This window comes from Pseudomonas taeanensis MS-3, from assembly GCF_000498575.2.
Taxonomy (GTDB): domain Bacteria; phylum Pseudomonadota; class Gammaproteobacteria; order Pseudomonadales; family Pseudomonadaceae; genus Aquipseudomonas; species Aquipseudomonas taeanensis.
Genome location: NZ_AWSQ01000009.1, coordinates 431,259 through 450,965, shown reverse-complemented (window position 1 = coordinate 450,965; position 19,707 = coordinate 431,259). Strand labels below are relative to the sequence as shown.

Here is a 19,707-nt window from a genome sequence, read left to right as displayed (position 1 = left end):
AGGTAGTGCGAATGCCAGCATGCTACTCGCCCCGCCAGAATAGCGTGATGGCATAGCCGCCAAGCCTTGCTACGTCTCGGACACCCAGGCGTACCTAGTATTCACCGCACCATATCGGCGAGCTGCGTCCGACACGGCAATGCCGAGTTTCAGGCTTGTGAGCAAAACAACTTCAGGCTTGAGCCGCGCACGCGGCTTCGGGCAGACTGCCGGCATCCTTATCCAAGGCGAACCAACATGGACGTGGTCAAAACCCTCAAGCCCGGCAAGAACGGCACCAAGCGCCTTGTCGAAATCTACGGCGACGACCTGGTCGCCGTGCGCTACCGCCTCGATTCCAAACGGCAACTCAGCTATACCACCGTCGAACTGATCATCGAGCGCAAGCCCGCACCCGATAAAGGCATCAATCGCACAGCCCAACGCATTTACCAGAACCGGCAAACCGTTGGCTTGCGCATACTCCGACACGAAACAGATTTGCAGCGACTGGTAAAAAGCCACGGCGCCAAATGGCAACCTGCCCGGCAGGTGTGGCTGATGCGTCGGGGCGATGCAATAAAGCTGGGACTCAGCGAGCGGATCATCGAACCATGATGGTCAGATATGGATACGCGATGCCTACATATGGCTACTGTTACCAGATACGGAAACAGTGGTCATATGTAGGCATGTCGCATAATTATAGTTACATCCCTTGCAGGGCCATATGCATTCATGAAAAAGACGAAGAAAGACCCCCTAGAAATTCTTCTATATCTCTCTATTCTTGGAATATTCATAGGGCTAGCGCTATCAATCTATTTATACAAAAGTATTTTCAATGGCGAGTTTTCTACTGAGTCTGCCGACTGGTCAGCATTAGGCTCTTTCATTGGAGGCATTTTTGCACCAACAGTTTCGTTTGTGACTCTAGTGGCAATATTAATCACAATAAGGCTGCAGAAGAAAATGCTGGAAACTCAAGCAAATGAATTCTTGAAACTTCACGAGATACAAATAAAAACCTTAGAAACACAAGAACATCAACTATCACACACAAAAGCAATTTTGGACAACGAAAAGATAGCGTCCTACAAGCAAACAATCTTTGGCGTTGTAGCACAACAAATCGACTTACATCAAAAAGTAATTGATCGCTCTTCACGCTCCTCGGAATATATGCTTGAAAAGAAATTAGAACATCCAGGAATTGATCTAGGCACAAAGCCGAATGAAATACTTAACCAAAAAGAAGAGTATGAGAAGAAAGTAAGTGACCTTGCTAATCTCTCGATCAGAATCGCAACAACTAAATATCAGTCGATCGCCGAGTTAGACAAAGCATTCGCAGAAGCATATATAAAGCTGTAGCGTACGGCATGTAACAACTGGTTCAAATCGTTCGCTACGCTCACTGGGACGGGCTAAAGCCCGCCCCTTAACCAAACGTTAGACACAAGGACGTATCCGTGGAAATCGAAACAATATTTAAATTAGTAACTGCTGTGTTAGGCATACTCGGAGTTGCAAAAATAATTTATGAATTCACTACCAGCAGCAAAAACAAGCTTCGTGAAGAATACAGATTCGCAAAAGAATTCCTACGTGATATCGCTCAAGAGCCAAAGCTGCACCCATTGGCAATAGAGAAAGGCTACTACGCTATTGCGGGAACAACCTCCATAAAAAGCAAAGAAATAGAATACGTATTGTCACTTGAAAACCCAGACACCTGCCTTAAGGATTACGCATTATCCCGGCAATATCTTGAGCACATCTCCCAAAATGGAAATTTCAAGATCGAGTTCTCCCAGAAATATAAAAGCGACTTTTCCCGAAACTGGAGAAAGACAGTACACGTACTTATATATTTCTTCGGCGCATTTATAGCCCTCTCGCCGCTCCTATTATTCAAACCTCTAGGTCTTAACATAAATCAGTTCATGGGCTTGGCCATCATAACAATGCCAGTATTTGGCTTCTTCGCCTTTGATTCACTAAAATCATTCATAAAAATTAAGCGTGGCGAAAAATTAGTTAGCAGCCAAGGCAAACACACGAAATTAATAATAGTTAAAAACCAGTCCGCGCAACCTTATGTCTAACAAGTGGTTCAAGTCGTTCGCTTCGCTCACTCGGGACGGGCTAAAGCCCGCCCCTTAACCAAACGTTATATTCGCAGAGATATCACGAATGTCTGATGGAAAAGATTACGAAAAATTCGTAAAAAGCCTCCAGCAAGCACTTTTGGACTCGGAGAAATTCTCCGAACAAAAGAACATCGAAATCGAGATAAATAAGAAGATACTTGATAACTTCGGGATTGAGCGCGAATTTGACCTGTACTGGGAATACGAATTAGCTGGTGTAACATACAAAACAGTAATTGAATGCAAAGATTACGCCTCGCGCGTCTCAATTGAAAAAATTGATGCCCTTATTGGGAAGATACGCGACATACCAGACTTAAAGCCAGTATTCGCAACCAAGACAGGCTACCAAAGTGGCGCAGAGGCAAAGGCAAAAGCCAACCGAATGGACCTTCTAATTGTCCGCAAGCAACGTGATGATGACTGGGAAGACAAGGACGGAAACCCACTAGTTAGAGAAATCAACATTGAAATGCAGATTCTACCCTGCCCAAGAATAACCAATTTCCGGCCTCGCATAGACGGAAACTGGGCAAAAGAAAATACAAACCTAAACACAAGCTCACAATTAATTTCGTCCGGCATGAATAATGAAATCTTCATTGAAGACGCTGTAAAGAATGAAACTTACTCACTATATGACTTAGCATATAGATTAGACTCAAAAGCGAATGGAGAGTACGGAGACTTAACCCATTCGGAGACTTTTCAAGAAGCGTATCTCATTAACAATGGGCTAAGACTTAAAATGCTTTCTTATGAGGTTGATTTTTTTCGACAAAAACCAATCATCAACCCAATAAATATTGATTTCTCAAAAGAGCTGGTCGGCGTAATTGAGTATCTACATAAGGGCTCCTCAACGGCAATCTTTAAGGACAGAATCATTAAAGATTGGAAGTAGAATATAACAACTGGTTCAAACCGTTCACTTCGCTCACTGGGACGGGCTAAAGCCCGCCCCTTAACCAAACGTTATACAACATGAGCAACCATGGCTAAATTCCTTTCAAACGGCACGCCTGATATTGATATCACCATAATTAAAGACACTGAAGTCGACAGGAAATCATTAATTAATTTAAAAAACCATGAAAAGCTAGGCGATGGTGTTGATTTAATCTACATGTACAGCCTAGAAAACGAACAGATTAATTACCCCAAGCAAGATGGAAATATCTTATACATTGGCGAAGCAGGAAGACAGAAAAAAACTGGCATGCGGTTTACTCAGCACATCAGTACAGAAGCTACTATTGGCGGCGACACGGGAACCAACTACACACTGTCATATTACTATTGGTCCGGAAAGAAAATTCGCCTAAAAATATTTATACTTGATACAGAAAATGATTCAAAATCCCGAAAAAATATTGAAATTCAAATAATCAGGCATCATCTCAAAAAATATGGCTCCCATCCAATTGCACAAGGTGCATCCGGAGAAAACTATACAGTTTCAAGCATCGAAAAACTAGAAGCGCCTTGTATTATTGAACAAATCATTACTTCACAAACCAACTGACCACTACGGAAAGCATTAATCCGCATGAAAATTAAAGAAATAAAAAACTTAGTCGCCACTGGAATTATAATTCTAATTAGTGGTTGCGGGTGGAGCCCGTCAGAAGAAGAAAAAATAATGTCTGAAAAGGCGTGCAAAAATTTACTTGATGAATCTATGCGAATTTTTACTACCGGAGAAAATGCTCCTAAAGTCTTTGACACCTACACAAAAAATGGGAAATTAGTCATGGAAATTGGCTATAAAATAGTTAAATATCAAGGCCATACCGAGCCTTATTCTGTTCGGCTTTGTGTAGTAGACTTAGAGAAAAAAACAGTAACTCTACCTAGCCCACTAAACTACAGCGAATGGCGCAAGTAAGCATAGTATAACAAGTCGCTCAAATCGCTCACTTCGTTCGCTGGGTCGGGCTAAAGCCCGCCCCTTAGCTTAATCATTAGACCCAGATCATGAACGGACTCACCCGAGAAAATTCATCAACAATTGCCTTTATCGTGAATTGCTACCTCAGCAACTCAATTAGCACAGATGAATTGCAGCAATGGGCTACACGAATCATGGAATCAGCTGAAGCATACCCTGATTACATAGTTGAATTGCTGAACTTTGATGCTCCTCGCTTCCATATCTACAAGACAATCGGCTTCAGCCCTAGCCGTAGTTTTACCGCGACTAAAGGGGTCGGAGTGATTTATTTTTAATCACTCTGACCCCTTTAGCGCTCTTTAGCGAACTCCTATAACAACTGCTTCAAGTCGTTCGCTTCGCTCACTCAGGACGGGCTAAAGCCCGCCACTTAACCAAACGTTATATTCCTAAGGTACGTATGCAAATCGACACAGCCACAAAAAGCGACTATTTGGCATTAATAGAAATCTGGGAGTCATCAGTGCGTGCCACACATGATTTCCTGGGCGAAGATAATATTAAATCTCTTAAACCTCTAATACTTGAGCACTATTTCGACGCAGTAGACTTGCGAGTTGCTAAAGATGAAAGCAATGCAATCGTTGGCTTCATTGGGGTCGCAGAACAAAATATTGAAATGCTTTTTATATCTCCATCGCACAGAAATAAAGGCATCGGATCACTATTACTAAAGAATGCTATAAAAAACCAGGATGCGCGAAAAGTTGACGTTAACGAACAGAACCCTGATGCAACCGGATTTTATGAGCATTTAGGCTTCAGTGTAACTGGTCGCTCCCCATTAGATGGGCAGGGCAATCCATTCCCACTACTCCACCTGGAGCTAACCGGAATATAACAATGTGTATATGGACTCTCTTCACCAGCGCCGAGTAACGCCCTTCCAGCCCTGTCGTCAGTACGGTTGCATTGGTATATCCGGCCGGTGCTGGGCGTTGCCGCCCCGCGGCCACCTGTAGTTCGCGCAATTGAAGTGGGCACATTCGTTGCTCTGATCGACAGCACGCCCCGCACACCAACAGCCCTACTCCGTCATCGCTGCTAGCGCCTGCTGCAGATCGCGGCGCAGGTCGTCGACATGTTCGATGCCCACCGAAAGCCGCACCAGGTTGTCGCTGATGCCGATCTGCGCACGGCGCTCGGCGGGGATCGAGGCGTGGGTCATCTTCGCCGGTTGGCTGATCAGGCTTTCCACCCCGCCCAGGCTCTCGGCCAGGGTGAACAGTTGAGTGGCCTCAAGAAAACGCCGGGTGCCTTCGGCATCGGTGGCCAGGTAGATAGTGATCAGACCGCCGAAGCCACTCATCTGTCGCGCTGCCAGCCCATGCTGCGGGTGGCTGGGCAGGCCGGGATAGAGCACCGACGCCACCTGGGGCTGCTGCTCCAGCCAGGTGGCCAGCTCAGTGGCATTGTCGACATGCCGTTGCAGGCGCAGCGCCAGGGTGCGCATGCCGCGCAGGCAGAGAAAGCTGGAGAACGGATCGAGAATGCTGCCCACCGAGTTGTGCAAAAACGCCAGTTGCTCGGCCAGCTCCGGCCTGTCGGCCACTGCCACCAGCCCGGCGATCACGTCGGAGTGGCCGTTGAGGTACTTGGTGGCCGAGTGCACGACGATGTCGAAGCCGTGCTCCAGCGGCCGTTGCAGGTAAGGTGAGGCGAAGGTGTTGTCGGCCACCGTGAGGATGTCGCGCGCCCTCCCCAGTTGGCCGACCTGAGCCAGGTCGCAGAGTTTGAGCGTGGGATTAGTCGGCGTCTCGACCCAGATCATCCGGGTCTCGGGCCTGAGTGCAGCGGCCAGGGTTGCAGCATCGGCGTCGGCCGGCACATAGCTGATTTGCAGACCCGCGCTTGGCTTGCGCACCCGCTCGAACAGACGATAGGTGCCGCCATACAGGTCATCCACCGCGACTATGTGGCTGTTGGCCGGCAGCAGATCCACCACTGTGGCACAGGCCGCCAGGCCGGAGGAAAAAGCATAGCCCTGGGTGCCACCCTCGAGCTCCGCGATAGCGCGCTCCAGGGCCTGGCGCGTGGGGTTCTGGCTGCGCCCGTATTCGTAACCGGCATGCACCCCCGGTGACTGCTGGCGAAAGGTCGAGGTGGCGTAGATCGGCGGCATCACCGCGCCGGTCCAGTCCGGCTCATAGCCGGCGTGCACGGTCAGGGTCTCGAATTCGCTCATGCTGCCTCCATTAGGTAATTGGATCGCCAGCTGACATGACCTGCGTGTAGGAGCCAGCTTGCTGGCGATCCCCGGTGACTGTTGATGGGTCGTCCAGTGGTGCTATTCATCGATTCGCTATCCATCCCGGCTTCACGTTCAGGCCACGGCGCATGGGTATCGCTGCGCTCAACCCATCCTACGCGCCGCCGGGTGAGTAGGAGTCAGCTTGCTGACGATCCGCCAAGCCGCTAATGATCGCCAGCAAGCTGGCTCCTACAGGGTTGTATCTGCGGTGCCGTCTGCCTTCTAGTTCGTAGGATGGGTTAGTCACGCAGCGGCGTTACCCATCGATTCGCTATCCATCCCTGCGTCACGTGCAGGCCACGGCGCATGGGTATCGCTGCGCTCAACCCATCCTACGCGCCGCCGGGTGAGTAGGAGTCAGCTTGCTGGCGATCCGCCAAGGCCGCTAATGATCGCCAGCAAGCTGGCTCCTACAGGGTTGTATCTGCGACGCCGTCTGCCTTCTAGTTCGTAGGATGGGTTAGTCGCCCAGCGGCGTTACCCATCGATTCGCTATCCATCCCGGCGTCACGTTCAGGCCACGGCGCATGGGTATCGCTGCGCTCAACCCATCCTACGCTCCGCAGGGTGAGTAGGAGTCAGCTTGCTGACGATCCGCCAAGGCCGCCAATGATCGCCAGCAAGCTGGCTCCTACAGGGTTTATCCACGGCGCCTCACCGGTATGGGAACTCTGCCCTTAACGCAGGGTGCGGCGCCAGAGGTTGAGTACATCGCTCTTGGTGATCAGGCCGAGGAAACGACCCTGTTCGACGATCAGTGCGACGTGGCCGGCATCGAAGGTTTGTAACAGGCGGTCCAGCGGCACATCCGGGTCCAGGGTCTGCAAATGGGTGACCATCGCCTTGCTGACCGGCAGCTGGAAATGCTCCGGGGCATCCTTCACCGCGCGCAACAGATCCCATTCATCGATCAGGCCGACCACCCGGTCGCCGTCCATCACCGGCACCTGATCGATGTCATGAAAACGCATGCGCCCATACACCGCTGCCAGGGTTTCCTCGGGCTTGCAGGTGACGGTGGTGCCCTCGTCGTATCGGCGCGCGATCAGGTCGCGCAGGTTGCCTGCCTGGGGTCGCTCGATCAGCCCCTGGTCGATCATCCAGTAGTCGTTGAACATCTTCGACAGGTACTTATTGCCGCTGTCACAGATGAAGGTCAGTACACGTTTGGGCGTGGTTTGCTCACGGCAGTAGCGCAACGCGGCGGCCACCAGGGTGCCGGACGAGGAGCCGGCCAGCACCCCCTCCTGCTGCAGCAACAGGCGCGCGGTGTGCAGGCTTTCGGCATCAGGGATGCGGTAGGCCCGCTTGACCAGAGAAAAGTCGGCGATGGCCGGCACGAAATCTTCGCCGATGCCCTCGACCAGCCAGCTGCCGGCCTCGCCGAAGTGGCCGGTCTCCACGTAGTCGGCCAACACCGAGCCTTGCGGGTCGGCCAGAACCATCTCGACCTGGGGCGCCACCCGCTGAAAAAAATGGGTCAGGCCGCCAAGGGTGCCACCCGAGCCCACGCCGACCACCACGGCATCCACCCGCTGTTCGAGCTGTTGCCAGATTTCCGGGCCGGTGCCGCTTTCATGCGCCCAGGCATTGGCACGGTTGTTGAACTGGTCGATGTAGAAGGCATCCGGCATCTGTTCGGCAATGCTGCGCGCCAGATCCTGGTAGTACTCGGGGTGGCCCTTGCCGACATCGGAGCGGGTCAGACGGACTTCGGCGCCCAGGGCCTTGAGGTGGAAGATTTTCTCGCGACTCATCTTGTCCGGCACCACCAGCAGCATGCGATAGCCCTTCTGCGCAGCTACCAGGGCCAGGCCCAGGCCGGTATTGCCGGCGGTGGCTTCGATGATGGTGCCACCCGGCTTCAGCTCGCCACTGCGTTCCGCGGCCTCGACCATGGTCAAGGCGATGCGGTCCTTGATCGAGCCGCCGGGGTTCTGATTCTCCAGCTTGACGAACAACTGGCAGGGGCCGCTATCCAGGTGGCTGAGCGGCAGTATCGGCGTATTGCCGATCATCTCGAGCAGTGGGTTGGTAGACATCGGCATGGCCCTCTTCAGAGCAGCCGATACGTCGTGGCGTTGGCGCGTTCGGCATAAGGGCCGAGGTGCAGGCGACGGCCGATCGGCCATGCCTTAGTTATAGGCAGCTCACCGCCCCAGGGCCAGCCGAGAAGTGGTTCCCTGGACGTGCGGTGCCAGTCTGTCCCGAGAGAGGCTGAGCACCCAGGTAACGGAATGCCGTGTAACCCAGCGCGGCAGCGGCAGCGCTGACGAGCTCATGAACTGTAGCCCGCGCCCCCTTACCACGCATGGCAAGGGGCGCAGATCGAGGCGTCACGCCCCGTCGTTCAACTTCAGCTGGGAACGGCCTTATTCCGCCCTGCCCGATATGCCATCCGTGACTCCGGCGGTGTTATCCAGCAGGCTCTTGGTGGCCGTCTGCAAAAAGGCTTCGAGGTCCTGTTGCAACTCGGGATCGATGTCTCCGGGTACTCGCTCGGCTTGCGGATGCGCGCCGAGCTGGTAGCTATACAAGCGCGGTTCGAAGTCCTTGGGCTGAATCAGGATGCGCTCGGGGGTGACGATGGCGACGGTCTGGTCGCCGCCGGACGGCTTGATCACACCGATGCCCTGATCTCCGGCCGGCAGGTTGAGCAGGTCGCGGCCCCAGCACTGGTGACGCACCTGCCCGCCGAGACGGCCCATGATGGTCGGCACAATGTCGATCTGGGTGCCGACGGTATGGCTGATGCTACCGAACTTCTCCTGAATACCCGGGGCGATCAGCAGCAGCGGCACGTTGAAGCGAAACAGGTCCATTTCGGTCAACTGTTCATCGCTGCCGAAACCATGGTCACCGACCACGACAAACAGGGTGTCCTTGAAATACGGCGCCTTGCGGGCCTTCTCGAAGAACTGGCCGAGCGCCCAATCGGCGTAACGCATGGCGGTGAGGTGCTCATCCCAGCTGCCGTAGCCGCTGACAGGCTCGACCGGCAGCTTGGCCGGCAGTGCATAGGGCGTGTGGTTGGACAGGGTTTGCAGCAGGGCATAGAACGGCTTGTCGCCGTAGTTTTGCGCCAGCTCGGCGGCGCCCCGGTCGAACATATCCTGATCGGACACGCCCCAGGTCGGGTCCATGAACACCGGGTCGACGAAGTCTTCGCGGCCGATGAAATTAGTCATGCCCTGGTTGCTGAAGAAGCCGGACTGGTTGTCCCACTGAAAGTTGCCGTTGTAGACGTACAGGTTGTCGTAATCACGGGCGCTGAGCAGCTGCGGCAAACCCGAGAACTGGTGCGCGCCCTCAGGTGTGCGCATCAGGTACTCGAAGCTCGGCAGGTTGGGGAAGCAGGCCATGGTGGCGAACATGCCCTGGTGAGTATGGGTGCCGTTGGAGAAGAAGCGGTCGAACAGCAGACCCTCGCTGGCCAATTTGTCGAAGTTCGGCGTGATATTGCTTGGGGAGCCCAACGCACCCACGAAGTGGCCGGCGAAGCTTTCCATGAGGATCACCACCACGTTGCGGATCGGCAAGGTGCCGTCGGCCGGTGGGGTGAAGTCGCGGCGAATCGCGGCGGTGTCAGCATCGACCAGTTGATCGTTCGGCGTCAGCAGCAGCTTGCGCACGGCTTTTAGCGCCTGCTCGTCGGCCATGGTCGATTTCCAGGCGTTGTCGCGGTGCGAGGAGAAGCTGGCCATGGCGGCCGAGGCCAGGGTCAGGGTGCCGTTCAAGCCGAGCTGGTTGGCGAACATCGAATCGGTGGTGTAGGCATCGCCCCAACGCAACGGCGGGCCTTGGCGCAAATGACCGCGAGCGGCGATCACCGCCACCAGCAAGCACAGCACGAAGACGCTGCCGCGCCAGTACCAGGCCGGCGCACGCGAGCTAGTCGATTTGGTTGCTTGCACAGGTGGCCGGCTGAGCAGATCCAGGCCCTTGAACAGCTTGGCCAGCAGCCAGGTAGCGATCACCCAGGCCAGCAGATAACGGCCAACCGGGAAACCGTTCCACAGCATGCTCAATACGGTCTGGGTGTCCTCCTGAAAGTACTGGAATACCAGACTGTTCAGGCGCTGGTGGAACTCGTGATAGAAGTCCAGTTCGGTGATGCCTAGGAACAGGGTGATGCTGGCGAACCCGGCCAGCCAGATGCGCTGCAGCCCCCGCGCGGCCATGGCGCGCACGCTGAGCAAGGACAGCAACAGCGGCACGCAGGCGTAGACCACCAGACGCAGGTCGAAGCGCAAACCGTTGTAAAAGGCCTCGACAAAGGTCGCCGCCGGCGTGGCGCCGATCAGTTCGCGGTTGTAGACCAGCAAGGCGACGCGCAACAACGCATAGAGCAGCAGCAAAGCCGCTGCGCTCAATGCGGTGAAGGTCAGGTGGCTGCTAATGCTCGGGTGAGACAAACGCGATGAGGACGACGAGTTACTCAGGGCATCCGTATGGGCCATTTGGTTCAAGATCCGCTGGGTAGACGAGTGAGTTCGAGAATGCGATCACGGCCTTGCTCGGCCACCAGGTAGTTGCCCGGAGTCGAAGCGATGATGGTTTGCACGGAACGCATGTGATCGAGGATGACCTGCAACTGTCCCTCTGGGTCCAGTAGCAGCACACGGGCCATGTGCGTGGCATCTTCGGTGATCCACAGGCCGTCGGCGCTGCACAGCAAAAAGCCTGGCGCGTTGAGGCCAGCCTGCACCAGGGTGTCCTCGCCGCTGGCTTGCCACTGTTTGACCCAGCCTTTGCTCTTCTCGGTATAGAACAACCGGCCGTCGGCGCAGGCGGTGATGGCTTCGCCTTCATCCAGACCGTCACGCAGGGTCACAACCTCGCCGCTAAGCGGGTCGAAGCGCAGCAGACGGCCGAGCTTCTTGTCCTCGATGGCATACAAGAAGTGCCCGTCACTGGCCAGGCTCTCGACGTCGTCGGCCCCAAACAAGGGTTCAGTCTGATTGCCCCGCAACAACAGTACGGGAAATTTCCCACCTTCCTGCCCTACTGCCACGCCGCCGCCATACAGGGCCAAACCATCGGGCTTCGACAGACCGCTCAACATGGTGGTGAGACTGCCATCGCTCTCACGCTTGAGAATGCTGCCCTTGCCGCCGGAGAGCTCCTGGCTGATGAACAGCGCGCCCTGCTCGTCCTGCACCAGCGCACTGACCTTGGGAATGTCGGCGTGAAAGACTTGATAGCCCCAACCCTGAGAGGCCGCCACTGGATATAAGTGGCGCCAGGCAGGGTATCCAATTGCCGGCACGAGCGAGATGCCGAGCACGAGCATCAGCCAACGTAGGTACTTCTGACGCAGTTGCATCGACATAAACACAGCTACTCCACACAACTTGATAAAAGAGTGGAGTGAGTGTGCTAAATGCGATGTGAAAATTCTGTCGAGAAGGCTCTAGCAAGCAGATCCTGGGTTAGGACCAACTTCCGGCGGGTTAATCGAGACTTTCGCAGTCAAGACTGCTCCCACAGGGCCAGACTCTTCGCAGCTCTTGTGGGAGCGGCCTGGGCCGCGAAGCTTTTGCTTGAGAGCATGAAAAAGGACCCGCAGGTCCTTTTTCATGCATTCGGCGGCTTAGTCGTTGCTAGGTTTGTTGATCGCCTGCAACACATATTGCGGCAGGGCGAAGGCGCCGATGTGGATCTCCGGGTTGTAGTAACGGGTGACGATGCCACTGCCGGCGAAGCGTTGGCGCAGGGTGTCCAGCGGCAGTTTGCGGTAGTCGCTGTTGGTGCTGCCCCAGGCGAAGGTCATGCTGCCACCGATATAGGTCGGCACCGCTGCCATGTAGAAGTGCCAATCAGCGAACAGACCATGCATGCGCCCGGCGGTGGTTTGCACTTCGGACAACTGCATGAACGGTGTGCCGTTCTGGGTCACCAGGATGCCCCCGTCATTCAGGCAGCGGCGGCAAGCCTGGTAGAAATTCTCGGAGAACAATACTTCACCGGGGCCAATCGGGTCGGTGGAGTCGGAGATGATCACGTCGAACTTGTCTGCGCAGGTGGCGACGAAGCGCATGCCATCGTCGATCACCAGGTTCAGGCGCTGATCATCGAAGCTGCCCTTGGAGTGATTGGGCAGGAATTCCTTGCACATCTCGACCACGGTGCCGTCGATCTCGACCATGGTGATGTGCTCGACGCCGTCATGTTTGCACACCTCGCGCAACATGCCGCCGTCGCCGCCGCCGATGATCAGCACGCGCTTGGCCAGGCCGTGAGCGAGGATCGGCACGTGGGTGAGCATCTCGTGGTAGATGAACTCGTCGGCCTCGGTGGTCTGGATCACACCGTCCAGGGCCATCACGCGGCCCATGCGCGGGTTCTCGAAAATCACCAGATGCTGGTGCTCGGTACGTACCTCATGCAGCAGCTTGTCCATGCGAAAGCGCTGGCCGTAACCGGTGTACAGAGTCTCTTGGTAATCGCTCATGACGCTGTCCCCTGATGCGGTGAAATAAGGCTGGCGAAGCATATGGATGTGAGCCGTGGAGCCCGCCTATCAATGCCTGTCCATAAAGCTAGGCATTCTATGTTGCCCTGCATGACAGGTCGAACCGTGCCCTTTGAAAGTCAGTTGTGCGCTGACAAGCCCATCGACTGCAGTTATCGTCCTGAGATGAATACAGCCGCCGAACACTGCCTGCACCTGCCCTACCAGCCCCCCTGGGATTGGCAGCAATTCCACAGTCATTACGCCCTGCGCGCCCTGCCCAGCGTCGAGCGTCTCACGCCCTCAAGCTACAGCCGCAGCTTTCGCCTGGGTGAGATCAGCGGCTGGTTCAGTGTGCGCCCCCTGGTCGAGCAGAGTGCGCTGGAGCTGCGCTACAGCGCCTCGGCAGCTCCTTGCCTGAGCGAGTTGCAGCAACGCGTGCGGCGGATGTTCGACCTGGACGCCGAGCCACAGCGGATTACCGCACACCTGGCCGACGATCCCCTGCTTGGCCCGCTGGTCACGCGCAACCCCGGCCTGCGTTTGCCGGTCGCTTTCGATCCCTTCGAACAGGCGGTGCGGGCGATAGTCGGCCAGCAGGTCACGGTGAAAGCCGCGGTCACCATCACCGGCCGCCTGGTCAGCCGCCTCGGTGAGCCCCTGTTGCCAGGCACCGACGGTCTCGAACGCTTGTTCCCCAGTGCCGCGACGATTGCCGGCGCCACCCTCGACGGCATCGGCATGCCGGGTAAGCGGGTGCAGACCCTGCAATATTTTGCCGAACTGGTCGCCAGCGGCGAGCTGCGTCTGGATCTGCAACAGGGCAGCGCGGCCTTAATCGAGCGCCTGTGCGCGCTGCCCGGCATTGGCCCCTGGACCGCTGAGTACATCGCCTTGCGTGCCTTCGGCGAAGCCGATGCCTTCCCCGCCAGTGACCTGGGCCTGCTGAAAGCGCCGCTGTGGGGCAGTGAGGGCATCAGTGCCAAGCAACTCAAGAGCCGCGCCGAAGCCTGGCGCCCTTGGCGCGCCTACGCCGCCGCGCATCTGTGGCACAACTATTCGGGAGGTTGAGTCGATGTTCTATCGCTACCACGAGAGCCCTATCGGTCGCTTGCTGTTGAGCGGCGACGCGCAGGGTTTGCAGCAACTGCTGATGGAGATAGAGAGTAAACCCTGGCGGATTGACAACGATTGGCAGCTCGCCAATGGCGAGCTGGATCAGGTGTGTCGTCAGCTGGATGAGTACTTCGCCGGTCGTAGGCAACGCTTCGATCTGCAGCTGGCGCCGCAAGGCACCGAGTTCCAGCGCGCCGTGTGGCAGGCACTGCAAGGCATTCCATTTGGTCAGACCCGCTGCTACAGCGCACTGGCTGAACAGATCGCCCGGCCCAAGGCGGTGCGTGCGGTGGGCGCGGCCAATGGCGCCAATCCGATCGCGGTGATCATTCCCTGTCACCGGGTGATTGGCCGCGACGGTAGCCTGACCGGCTATGCCGGCGGCCTGACGCGCAAAGCGCTGTTATTGCAGCTGGAGGGCGCACAGTTGCCAAAACAGGCCTCGCTGGCGCTATAAGCAGTATTCCCGCCTAAAACGCAGACCGGCTTTCTTGGCCTTCCGTTAGCCGGCGCCCCGCTCTGCGCGATTGCTCTCAAGGCGGTGGAATACGCGCCAGCACCTGCGCCGGCACCTTCAGCGGCCGGGCCAGAATCAGTCCTTCGCCAGAGGCCGGGTAGACGCCGGTCAGCGCGGTGATATTGACCTGATGGGAAACCAGCAGCATGACCGTGCCGGGCATCAAGGCGTTGACTGCCTCGACCAGTTGGGCAGTTTGCCCCGCCGCCTGCAAGCGGTCCTCATAGAAGGAGTCCAGCTCTGGCAAAGGCTCGACAGCGCCAAGCCCCATCTCCCTTGCGGTGTCGCGGGCACGGCACCAGCGGCTGCTCAGCAGTCGAGGACGGGCGATGCCCTGGCTGCGCAACAACCGACCCCAGCGCCTTGCCTGTTCGCGCCCACGGCGATCGAGGTTGCGCTGGGTCCTGCAGTCGCTTAAGTCAAAGTTCGCCGGGTCACCCATGCCGGGTGCCGTGGCATGGCGCAACAGCAGAACGGCTCGCCCCTCACGCAAAGCATCCCAGGCAGCGATTTCACTGGCCTGGGAGGAGCTCAACACGGCCAACCAGGCGCATAGCAGGAGCGCCGCCGAACGTGTCATGGGTCAAAGGCTCACATTGCCCCGCGGCCCGGCCAACGCCCAGATGATCAGGCCGATTACAGGCAGGAACAGCACCAGCAGCACCCAGAGAATTTTCTTCGCCGTATCGGTATTGCTTTTGATGATGTTGATGATGGCCCAGATATCCAGCGCCAGAATGATCAGGCCGAGCAGGCCATTCAATGTAGAACCCATGAGGACACTCCTGTGTGAAGGGTTGCCCTCGTAGGATAGACGTTACGCCCGAGAGTTCAGTACTCGACCGATTAGCGCATCGAGCTGCGCCGCTAAACCCCGTGGCTCACAGCCGGTTGAGGTCAATCACCGCGAAGCTGACGACGCTCTCATGGCCTGCCAGCTCTCCGCCGTCACGCGCCAGGCCGACGGTCTGCATGCCGGCCTGCTCGGCGGCATCCAGCTCCTCGACGACATCGGAGAGAAACAGGATCTCGTCCGCCGGGCGACCGATGGCCTGGGTGATGGTGCGGTAGGACTGGGCGTCACGCTTGGGCCCGCTAGTGGTGTCGAAATAGCCGCTGAACAGCGGCGTCAGATCGCCGGCCACCGAGCAGCCGAAAATTAGCTTCTGCGCCTGGATCGAACCGGAAGAATAGACGTACAGGTCATAACCGCCCTGCTTCCAGCGCTTCAGCGCTTCGACCGCATCCGGGTAGACATGCCCCTTGAGCTGGCCGCTGTGATACCCCTCAGCCCAGATCATGCCCTGCAGCGCCTTAAGCGGCGTGGCTTTTCGGTCCTCGGCGATCCAGCCCAGAAGAATCTCGATCAGCCGCGACACATCGGCATTCGCCTCGCCACTCTCCTCGCGCACGGCGGCCAGCTGCTCAGCCACCTGAGGCTCATCGGCGTGATTGCGCACGAAGTCAGGCAAATGCTTGGCAGCGAAGGGAAACAGCACCTCGAAGACGAAACTCACAGCGCTGGTGGTGCCTTCGATATCGGTGAGTATGGCTTTGACTGGCATGGGCACTCTCGACTCGATGGTTGCAGTACCCAGGCGCTGGCCTGGGAGCCTTTGGTGGACGCAGAGCCTGGGAACGCTGACCGTCAGTCGTCCAGGCGCGGGAAACGGCTGGCGATATCGTCACCGGTGAACTGAGCGACCCAACCTTCGGGATTGTTGAACAGGCGAATCGCCACGAAATGCGGGTGCTCGCCCATGTCGAACCAGTGACGGGTACCAGCCGGCACCGAGATCAGGTCGTTCTTCTCGCACAGCACCGCATAGACGTAATCGTCGATGTGCAGGGAGAACAGACCACTGCCCGCGACGAAGAAGCGCACCTCGTCCTCGGCATGCCGGTGCTCGTCGAGGAACTTGGCGCGCAGCTCGGCCTTCTGCGGGTGATCGTCGCTCAGGCTGACCACATCGACGGTGACATAGCCGCGCTCACTCATCAGGGTGTCGATCTGCGGGCGATAAGCGGCGATCACCTCATCCTGGCTGGCACCGGGGGCGATCGGCGCCACGGCTTGCCAACGCTCGAAGCGCACACCGACCTCGGCCAAGGTGCTGGCAATATCCTCGAGGTGGGTCAGTACCTTGTTCGGCAAATCGGGGGAAGTCTCGTGGTAAACGCTCAGGCTGCTCATGTTCAATACTCTCTCAATTTAGTGTCGTAGGCTGGCGTAGAGCGCAGCGAAACCCAGCGTTGCATTGACCCTGCTGGGTTTCGGCAGAAAGCCCCTCTACCCAGCCTACGGGAATCCCTATCAGCTCTTGTGCAGGGCGCGCACCTTCAGCTCGCACTCGAAGAGAAACTCGAAGGCCTCGATCTGGCGCAGGGCATCGCTCATCTGCGCGCCCCAGGTGTACAGACCGTGCCCGCGAATCAGGTAGCCCACGCAGTCCGGGTGCTGATCCAGCCAGGGCTGCACCTTGGCCGCCAGACGGGCGATGTCCTGATCATTGTCGAAGATCGGCACCTCGACCTGGGACTCGTGACTGCTGATGCCGGCAAAGGCTTTCTGCAGCTCATAGTCGGCGAACACCAACGAGTCGCTCAGACTCAGGCGCGACAGCACCGTGGCATTCACCGAGTGGGTGTGCAGCACCGCGCCGATCTCCGCTTTCCAGTTGTACAGCTGGGTATGCAGCAGGGTCTCCGCCGAGGGTTTCTTGCCGGCCTCCAGGCTGCGCCCCTGCATATCGGTGGCCAGCACATCATCGAGACCCAACTGGCCCTTGTGCTTGCCGGAAACGGTCAGCAACGCCTCGCTGGGCGACAGACGCGCCGAATAATTGCTGCTGGTGGCCGGCGACCAACCACGCTCATAGAGAAAGCGGCCGGCGTCGATGATCTGTTGAGCGAGGTGTTCGCGGCTCAGGCTCATGGCCTCTCCTCAGGCATACGGATGGCGGTGATTACGGCCGCCGCCAAGGCTACCAGGCTGGCAATGGCAAAGGTCCAGGCTGGCCCCAGGCTGTTCCAACTGTAACCGGAGTAAAGCGCACCGAGCGCGCCGCCTATCCCGGCCAAGGTGGCATACAGCGCCTGGCCCTGGCCTTGCTGGCGGTCGGCGAAGCTGCGTTGGACGAAATGGATGGCCGCCGCATGAAAGCTGCCAAAGGTCGCCGCGTGCATCAACTGGGCGAACAGCAGCACCGCCAGGTGATCGGCCAGGTTACCCAGCAGCAGCCAGCGCAGCGCGGTGATCAAAAAGCTCGCCAGCAACACGCTGCGCAGCGAATAGCGCGCCAGCAGGCGGGCCATGAACAGGAACAGCACGATCTCGGCTACCACACCGAGGGCCCAGAGCTGGCCGATCAGGCCGCGGGCGTAACCCAGCGCCTCCAGGTGCAGCGTGAGGAAAGTGTAGTAAGGGCCGTTGCTCAGCTGCATCAGGCCGACACTGCAGTAGAACGCCAGAATTCCGGGGCGCCGCAGTTGCTTGAGGAAACCGCCCAGCGCCGGGTCGCTCGGGCGCATCTGCGGCTCGGCATTGGGCACCCAGCAGCTGCTGATGACGATGCCGGCCATGATCAGCACCAGCGCCCAGGGAAAGGCATCCAGGCTGATGCGCTCGAACAGCTCGCCCAGGCCGACAACGGCGACGATAAAGCCGATGCTGCCCCACAGGCGGATCTCGCTGTAGCGGGTGGCTCGCTCGCGCAGGTGGGCCAGGGTGATGACCTCGAACTGCGGCAACACCGCGTGCCAGAAGAACGCGTGCAGGGCCATGATCAGCGCCAGCCAAGCGTAGCTCTGGCTGATGAAAATGCCGGCGAAACACAGCAGGGTGCAGACCGCACCGAAACGCACGATGGCCAGGCGCCGGCCCGTGTAATCACCCAGCCAGCCCCACAGGTTCGGCGCGACACAACGCATCAGCATGGGGATGGCCACCAGCTCGCCGATACGCGCCGCGGAAAAACCCAGATGATCGAAATACAGCGCCAGAAACGGCGCCGTGGCGCCGAGCAGGGAGAAGTAGAAAAAGTAGAAGCCGGACAGGCGCCAGTAGGGCAAGGCGGGGCTCATGAGTTGGCCCGCGGCATGCCTCAGAGCTGCCCCAGCACCGGCGTGGCGACGCTGACGCCGGCATTCTGTCCACGATGACGTAGCAGATGATCCATCAACACCATGGCCATCATCGCTTCGGCGATCGGCGTGGCGCGAATGCCCACGCAGGGGTCGTGACGGCCCTTGGTTATCATCTCCACCGGCTGACCGTTGACGTCGATCGAGCGCCCTGGCGTGGTGATGCTGGACGTCGGTTTGAGCGCCAAGTGGGCAATGATCGGCTGGCCGGATGAGATGCCGCCGAGGATGCCGCCGGCATTGTTCGACAGGAAGCCCTGAGGCGTCAGCTCGTCGCGATGCTCGGTTCCGCGCTGGGCGACGCTGGCAAAACCGGCGCCAATTTCCACGCCCTTGACCGCGTTGATACTCATCAACGCATGGGCCAGCTCGGCATCCAGGCGATCGAAGATCGGCTCGCCGAGGCCCGGCATCACCCCTTCGGCGACCACGGTAATCTTCGCGCCGACCGAATCCTGGTCACGGCGCAGCTGGTCCATATAGACCTCCAGCTCCGGCACCTTGTCCGGATCGGGGCTGAAAAAGGCGTTCTGCTCGACACTGTCCCAGCTCTTGAACGGAATCTCGATCGGGCCGAGCTGGCTCATGTAGCCGCGCACCTGAATTCCTTGCGTGACCAGGTACTTCTTGGCGATGGCGCCGGCGGCCACGCGCATGGCGGTCTCGCGCGCCGAGCTGCGGCCGCCACCACGGTAGTCGCGGATGCCGTACTTGTGGTGATAGCTGTAGTCGGCGTGAGCCGGGCGGAACAGGTCCTTGATCGCCGAGTAGTCCTTGGACTTCTGGTCGGTGTTGCGGATCAGCAGGCCGATGGCGCATCCGGTGGTCTTGCCTTCGAACACTCCGGAGAGGATTTCCACCACATCGTCTTCCTGACGCTGGGTGGTATGGCGGCTGGTGCCTGGCTTGCGCCGGTCTAGGTCGCGCTGCATGTCCTCGAGAGTCAGCTCCAGGCCCGGCGGGCAGCCGTCAACGATGGCGACCAGTGCCGGACCATGGCTTTCGCCAGCAGTGGTGACGGTGAACAGCTTGCCGTAAGTATTGCCGGACATATGCACAAGGCTCCGCGAGATTCAGCCCAGAGCCGGCCACCGCGCTTGCTCGCGCGCGCCAGACCCCGACACAATAGAAGGCCGCGAG

22 protein-coding genes are annotated in these 19,707 nt (G+C 57.8%); 10 read left to right on the top strand and 12 right to left on the bottom strand.

What is annotated here, in order from left to right:
* Window positions 1-237: 237 nt before the first annotated feature.
* The 8 genes from TMS3_RS22355 (at window position 238) to TMS3_RS24820 (ending at window position 4,927) form a co-directional block, all read left to right on the top strand.
* Window positions 238-597: a hypothetical protein gene (locus TMS3_RS22355; protein ID WP_025167528.1), complete on the top strand. Its 360-nt coding sequence runs from the start codon at window positions 238-240 to the stop codon at window positions 595-597.
* Between the two features lie 120 nt (window positions 598-717).
* Entirely contained in the window at window positions 718-1,353 is a 636-nt protein-coding gene (locus TMS3_RS22350; RefSeq protein ID WP_025167527.1) for a hypothetical protein, read from the top strand.
* A 98-nt stretch (window positions 1,354-1,451) separates the two neighbouring features.
* A complete protein-coding gene (locus TMS3_RS22345; protein ID WP_025167526.1) occupies window positions 1,452-2,087 on the top strand; it encodes a hypothetical protein in 636 nt (211 codons plus the stop codon).
* Window positions 2,088-2,175: 88 nt separating this feature from the next.
* On the top strand, window positions 2,176-3,036 hold the full coding sequence (locus TMS3_RS22340; RefSeq protein WP_025167525.1) for a restriction endonuclease: 861 nt from the start codon (window positions 2,176-2,178) through the stop codon (window positions 3,034-3,036).
* A gap of 90 nt (window positions 3,037-3,126) precedes the next feature.
* Entirely contained in the window at window positions 3,127-3,657 is a 531-nt protein-coding gene (locus TMS3_RS22335; RefSeq protein WP_025167524.1) for a hypothetical protein, read from the top strand.
* Between the two features lie 24 nt (window positions 3,658-3,681).
* Window positions 3,682-4,020 (top strand): hypothetical protein, encoded by a 339-nt coding sequence (locus TMS3_RS25200; protein ID WP_152985553.1) that lies wholly within the window; start codon window positions 3,682-3,684, stop codon window positions 4,018-4,020.
* Window positions 4,021-4,109: 89 nt separating this feature from the next.
* On the top strand, window positions 4,110-4,361 hold the full coding sequence (locus TMS3_RS25195; RefSeq protein ID WP_152985552.1) for a hypothetical protein: 252 nt from the start codon (window positions 4,110-4,112) through the stop codon (window positions 4,359-4,361).
* A 125-nt stretch (window positions 4,362-4,486) separates the two neighbouring features.
* On the top strand, window positions 4,487-4,927 hold the full coding sequence (locus TMS3_RS24820; RefSeq protein ID WP_083491822.1) for an acetyltransferase: 441 nt from the start codon (window positions 4,487-4,489) through the stop codon (window positions 4,925-4,927).
* A 186-nt stretch (window positions 4,928-5,113) separates the two neighbouring features.
* Here TMS3_RS24820 and TMS3_RS22330 read toward each other — a convergent pair whose 3' ends face one another.
* The 5 genes from TMS3_RS22330 to speE all read right to left on the bottom strand — a co-directional run bounded on the left by TMS3_RS22330 (window position 5,114) and on the right by speE (window position 12,791).
* Window positions 5,114-6,271 carry a trans-sulfuration enzyme family protein gene (locus tag TMS3_RS22330; protein WP_025167523.1) on the bottom strand — a complete coding sequence of 386 codons (1,158 nt, stop codon included), beginning with the start codon at window positions 6,269-6,271 and terminating at the stop codon, window positions 5,114-5,116.
* Between the two features lie 743 nt (window positions 6,272-7,014).
* On the bottom strand, window positions 7,015-8,385 hold the full coding sequence (locus TMS3_RS22325) for a pyridoxal-phosphate dependent enzyme (protein ID WP_025167522.1): 1,371 nt from the start codon (window positions 8,383-8,385) through the stop codon (window positions 7,015-7,017).
* A 324-nt stretch (window positions 8,386-8,709) separates the two neighbouring features.
* A complete protein-coding gene (locus tag TMS3_RS22320) occupies window positions 8,710-10,797 on the bottom strand; it encodes an LTA synthase family protein (RefSeq protein WP_025167521.1) in 2,088 nt (695 codons plus the stop codon).
* Window positions 10,798-10,802: 5 nt separating this feature from the next.
* Window positions 10,803-11,669 carry an SMP-30/gluconolactonase/LRE family protein gene (locus TMS3_RS22315; protein ID WP_025167520.1) on the bottom strand — a complete coding sequence of 289 codons (867 nt, stop codon included), beginning with the start codon at window positions 11,667-11,669 and terminating at the stop codon, window positions 10,803-10,805.
* Window positions 11,670-11,930: 261 nt separating this feature from the next.
* Complete coding sequence (speE, locus tag TMS3_RS22310) at window positions 11,931-12,791, bottom strand: polyamine aminopropyltransferase (protein ID WP_025167519.1); 861 nt, start codon at window positions 12,789-12,791, stop codon at window positions 11,931-11,933.
* Window positions 12,792-12,977: 186 nt separating this feature from the next.
* Between speE and TMS3_RS22305 the strand changes: the two genes are divergently transcribed.
* Window positions 12,978-13,862 (top strand): DNA-3-methyladenine glycosylase family protein, encoded by an 885-nt coding sequence (locus TMS3_RS22305; protein ID WP_025167518.1) that lies wholly within the window; start codon window positions 12,978-12,980, stop codon window positions 13,860-13,862.
* A gap of 4 nt (window positions 13,863-13,866) precedes the next feature.
* Window positions 13,867-14,364 (top strand): methylated-DNA--[protein]-cysteine S-methyltransferase, encoded by a 498-nt coding sequence (locus TMS3_RS22300; RefSeq protein WP_025167517.1) that lies wholly within the window; start codon window positions 13,867-13,869, stop codon window positions 14,362-14,364.
* 76 nt (window positions 14,365-14,440) lie between these two features.
* Here the strand turns inward: TMS3_RS22300 and TMS3_RS22295 are convergent, their stop codons facing one another.
* The 7 genes from TMS3_RS22295 to aroC form a co-directional block, all read right to left on the bottom strand.
* A complete protein-coding gene (locus TMS3_RS22295) occupies window positions 14,441-15,004 on the bottom strand; it encodes a histidine phosphatase family protein (protein WP_025167516.1) in 564 nt (187 codons plus the stop codon).
* A 3-nt stretch (window positions 15,005-15,007) separates the two neighbouring features.
* Window positions 15,008-15,199, bottom strand: a complete 192-nt coding sequence (locus TMS3_RS22290; protein WP_025167515.1) for a PLD nuclease N-terminal domain-containing protein — start codon at window positions 15,197-15,199, stop codon at window positions 15,008-15,010.
* A gap of 106 nt (window positions 15,200-15,305) precedes the next feature.
* Window positions 15,306-15,989 carry an acireductone synthase gene (gene mtnC, locus TMS3_RS22285; protein WP_025167514.1) on the bottom strand — a complete coding sequence of 228 codons (684 nt, stop codon included), beginning with the start codon at window positions 15,987-15,989 and terminating at the stop codon, window positions 15,306-15,308.
* Window positions 15,990-16,072: 83 nt separating this feature from the next.
* Window positions 16,073-16,618, bottom strand: coding sequence for a 1,2-dihydroxy-3-keto-5-methylthiopentene dioxygenase (locus tag TMS3_RS22280; protein WP_025167513.1), 546 nt, complete (start codon window positions 16,616-16,618; stop codon window positions 16,073-16,075).
* A 120-nt stretch (window positions 16,619-16,738) separates the two neighbouring features.
* Window positions 16,739-17,359, bottom strand: coding sequence for a methylthioribulose 1-phosphate dehydratase (locus TMS3_RS22275; RefSeq protein WP_025167512.1), 621 nt, complete (start codon window positions 17,357-17,359; stop codon window positions 16,739-16,741).
* Window positions 17,356-18,507, bottom strand: coding sequence for an MFS transporter (locus tag TMS3_RS22270; protein ID WP_025167511.1), 1,152 nt, complete (start codon window positions 18,505-18,507; stop codon window positions 17,356-17,358). Before TMS3_RS22270 ends, TMS3_RS22275 begins: the two co-directional genes overlap by 4 nt.
* Before the next feature lie 20 nt (window positions 18,508-18,527).
* Window positions 18,528-19,619, bottom strand: a complete 1,092-nt coding sequence (gene aroC, locus TMS3_RS22265; RefSeq protein WP_025167510.1) for a chorismate synthase — start codon at window positions 19,617-19,619, stop codon at window positions 18,528-18,530.
* Window positions 19,620-19,707 lie beyond the last annotated feature (88 nt).

Excerpts from the sequence above, each read along its gene's own strand:
- TMS3_RS22300 (WP_025167517.1), top strand. The coding sequence starts at position 13,867 with ATGTTCTATCGCTACCACGAGAGCCCTATCGGTCGCTTGCTGTTGAGC.
- TMS3_RS22270 (WP_025167511.1), bottom strand. The coding sequence starts at position 18,507 with ATGAGCCCCGCCTTGCCCTACTGGCGCCTGTCCGGCTTCTACTTTTTC.
- TMS3_RS22335 (WP_025167524.1), top strand. The coding sequence starts at position 3,127 with ATGGCTAAATTCCTTTCAAACGGCACGCCTGATATTGATATCACCATA.
- TMS3_RS22340 (WP_025167525.1), top strand. The coding sequence starts at position 2,176 with ATGTCTGATGGAAAAGATTACGAAAAATTCGTAAAAAGCCTCCAGCAA.
- TMS3_RS22330 (WP_025167523.1), bottom strand. The coding sequence starts at position 6,271 with ATGAGCGAATTCGAGACCCTGACCGTGCACGCCGGCTATGAGCCGGAC.
- speE (WP_025167519.1), bottom strand. The coding sequence starts at position 12,791 with ATGAGCGATTACCAAGAGACTCTGTACACCGGTTACGGCCAGCGCTTT.
- TMS3_RS24820 (WP_083491822.1), top strand. The coding sequence starts at position 4,487 with ATGCAAATCGACACAGCCACAAAAAGCGACTATTTGGCATTAATAGAA.
- TMS3_RS22355 (WP_025167528.1), top strand. The coding sequence starts at position 238 with ATGGACGTGGTCAAAACCCTCAAGCCCGGCAAGAACGGCACCAAGCGC.
- aroC (WP_025167510.1), bottom strand. The coding sequence starts at position 19,619 with ATGTCCGGCAATACTTACGGCAAGCTGTTCACCGTCACCACTGCTGGC.
- TMS3_RS22315 (WP_025167520.1), bottom strand. The coding sequence starts at position 11,669 with ATGTCGATGCAACTGCGTCAGAAGTACCTACGTTGGCTGATGCTCGTG.
- TMS3_RS22275 (WP_025167512.1), bottom strand. The coding sequence starts at position 17,359 with ATGAGCCTGAGCCGCGAACACCTCGCTCAACAGATCATCGACGCCGGC.
- TMS3_RS22325 (WP_025167522.1), bottom strand. The coding sequence starts at position 8,385 with ATGCCGATGTCTACCAACCCACTGCTCGAGATGATCGGCAATACGCCG.
- TMS3_RS22320 (WP_025167521.1), bottom strand. The coding sequence starts at position 10,797 with ATGGCCCATACGGATGCCCTGAGTAACTCGTCGTCCTCATCGCGTTTG.
- TMS3_RS25200 (WP_152985553.1), top strand. The coding sequence starts at position 3,682 with ATGAAAATTAAAGAAATAAAAAACTTAGTCGCCACTGGAATTATAATT.
- TMS3_RS25195 (WP_152985552.1), top strand. The coding sequence starts at position 4,110 with ATGAACGGACTCACCCGAGAAAATTCATCAACAATTGCCTTTATCGTG.
- TMS3_RS22280 (WP_025167513.1), bottom strand. The coding sequence starts at position 16,618 with ATGAGCAGCCTGAGCGTTTACCACGAGACTTCCCCCGATTTGCCGAAC.
- mtnC (WP_025167514.1), bottom strand. The coding sequence starts at position 15,989 with ATGCCAGTCAAAGCCATACTCACCGATATCGAAGGCACCACCAGCGCT.
- TMS3_RS22350 (WP_025167527.1), top strand. The coding sequence starts at position 718 with ATGAAAAAGACGAAGAAAGACCCCCTAGAAATTCTTCTATATCTCTCT.
- TMS3_RS22305 (WP_025167518.1), top strand. The coding sequence starts at position 12,978 with ATGAATACAGCCGCCGAACACTGCCTGCACCTGCCCTACCAGCCCCCC.
- TMS3_RS22290 (WP_025167515.1), bottom strand. The coding sequence starts at position 15,199 with ATGGGTTCTACATTGAATGGCCTGCTCGGCCTGATCATTCTGGCGCTG.
- TMS3_RS22295 (WP_025167516.1), bottom strand. The coding sequence starts at position 15,004 with ATGACACGTTCGGCGGCGCTCCTGCTATGCGCCTGGTTGGCCGTGTTG.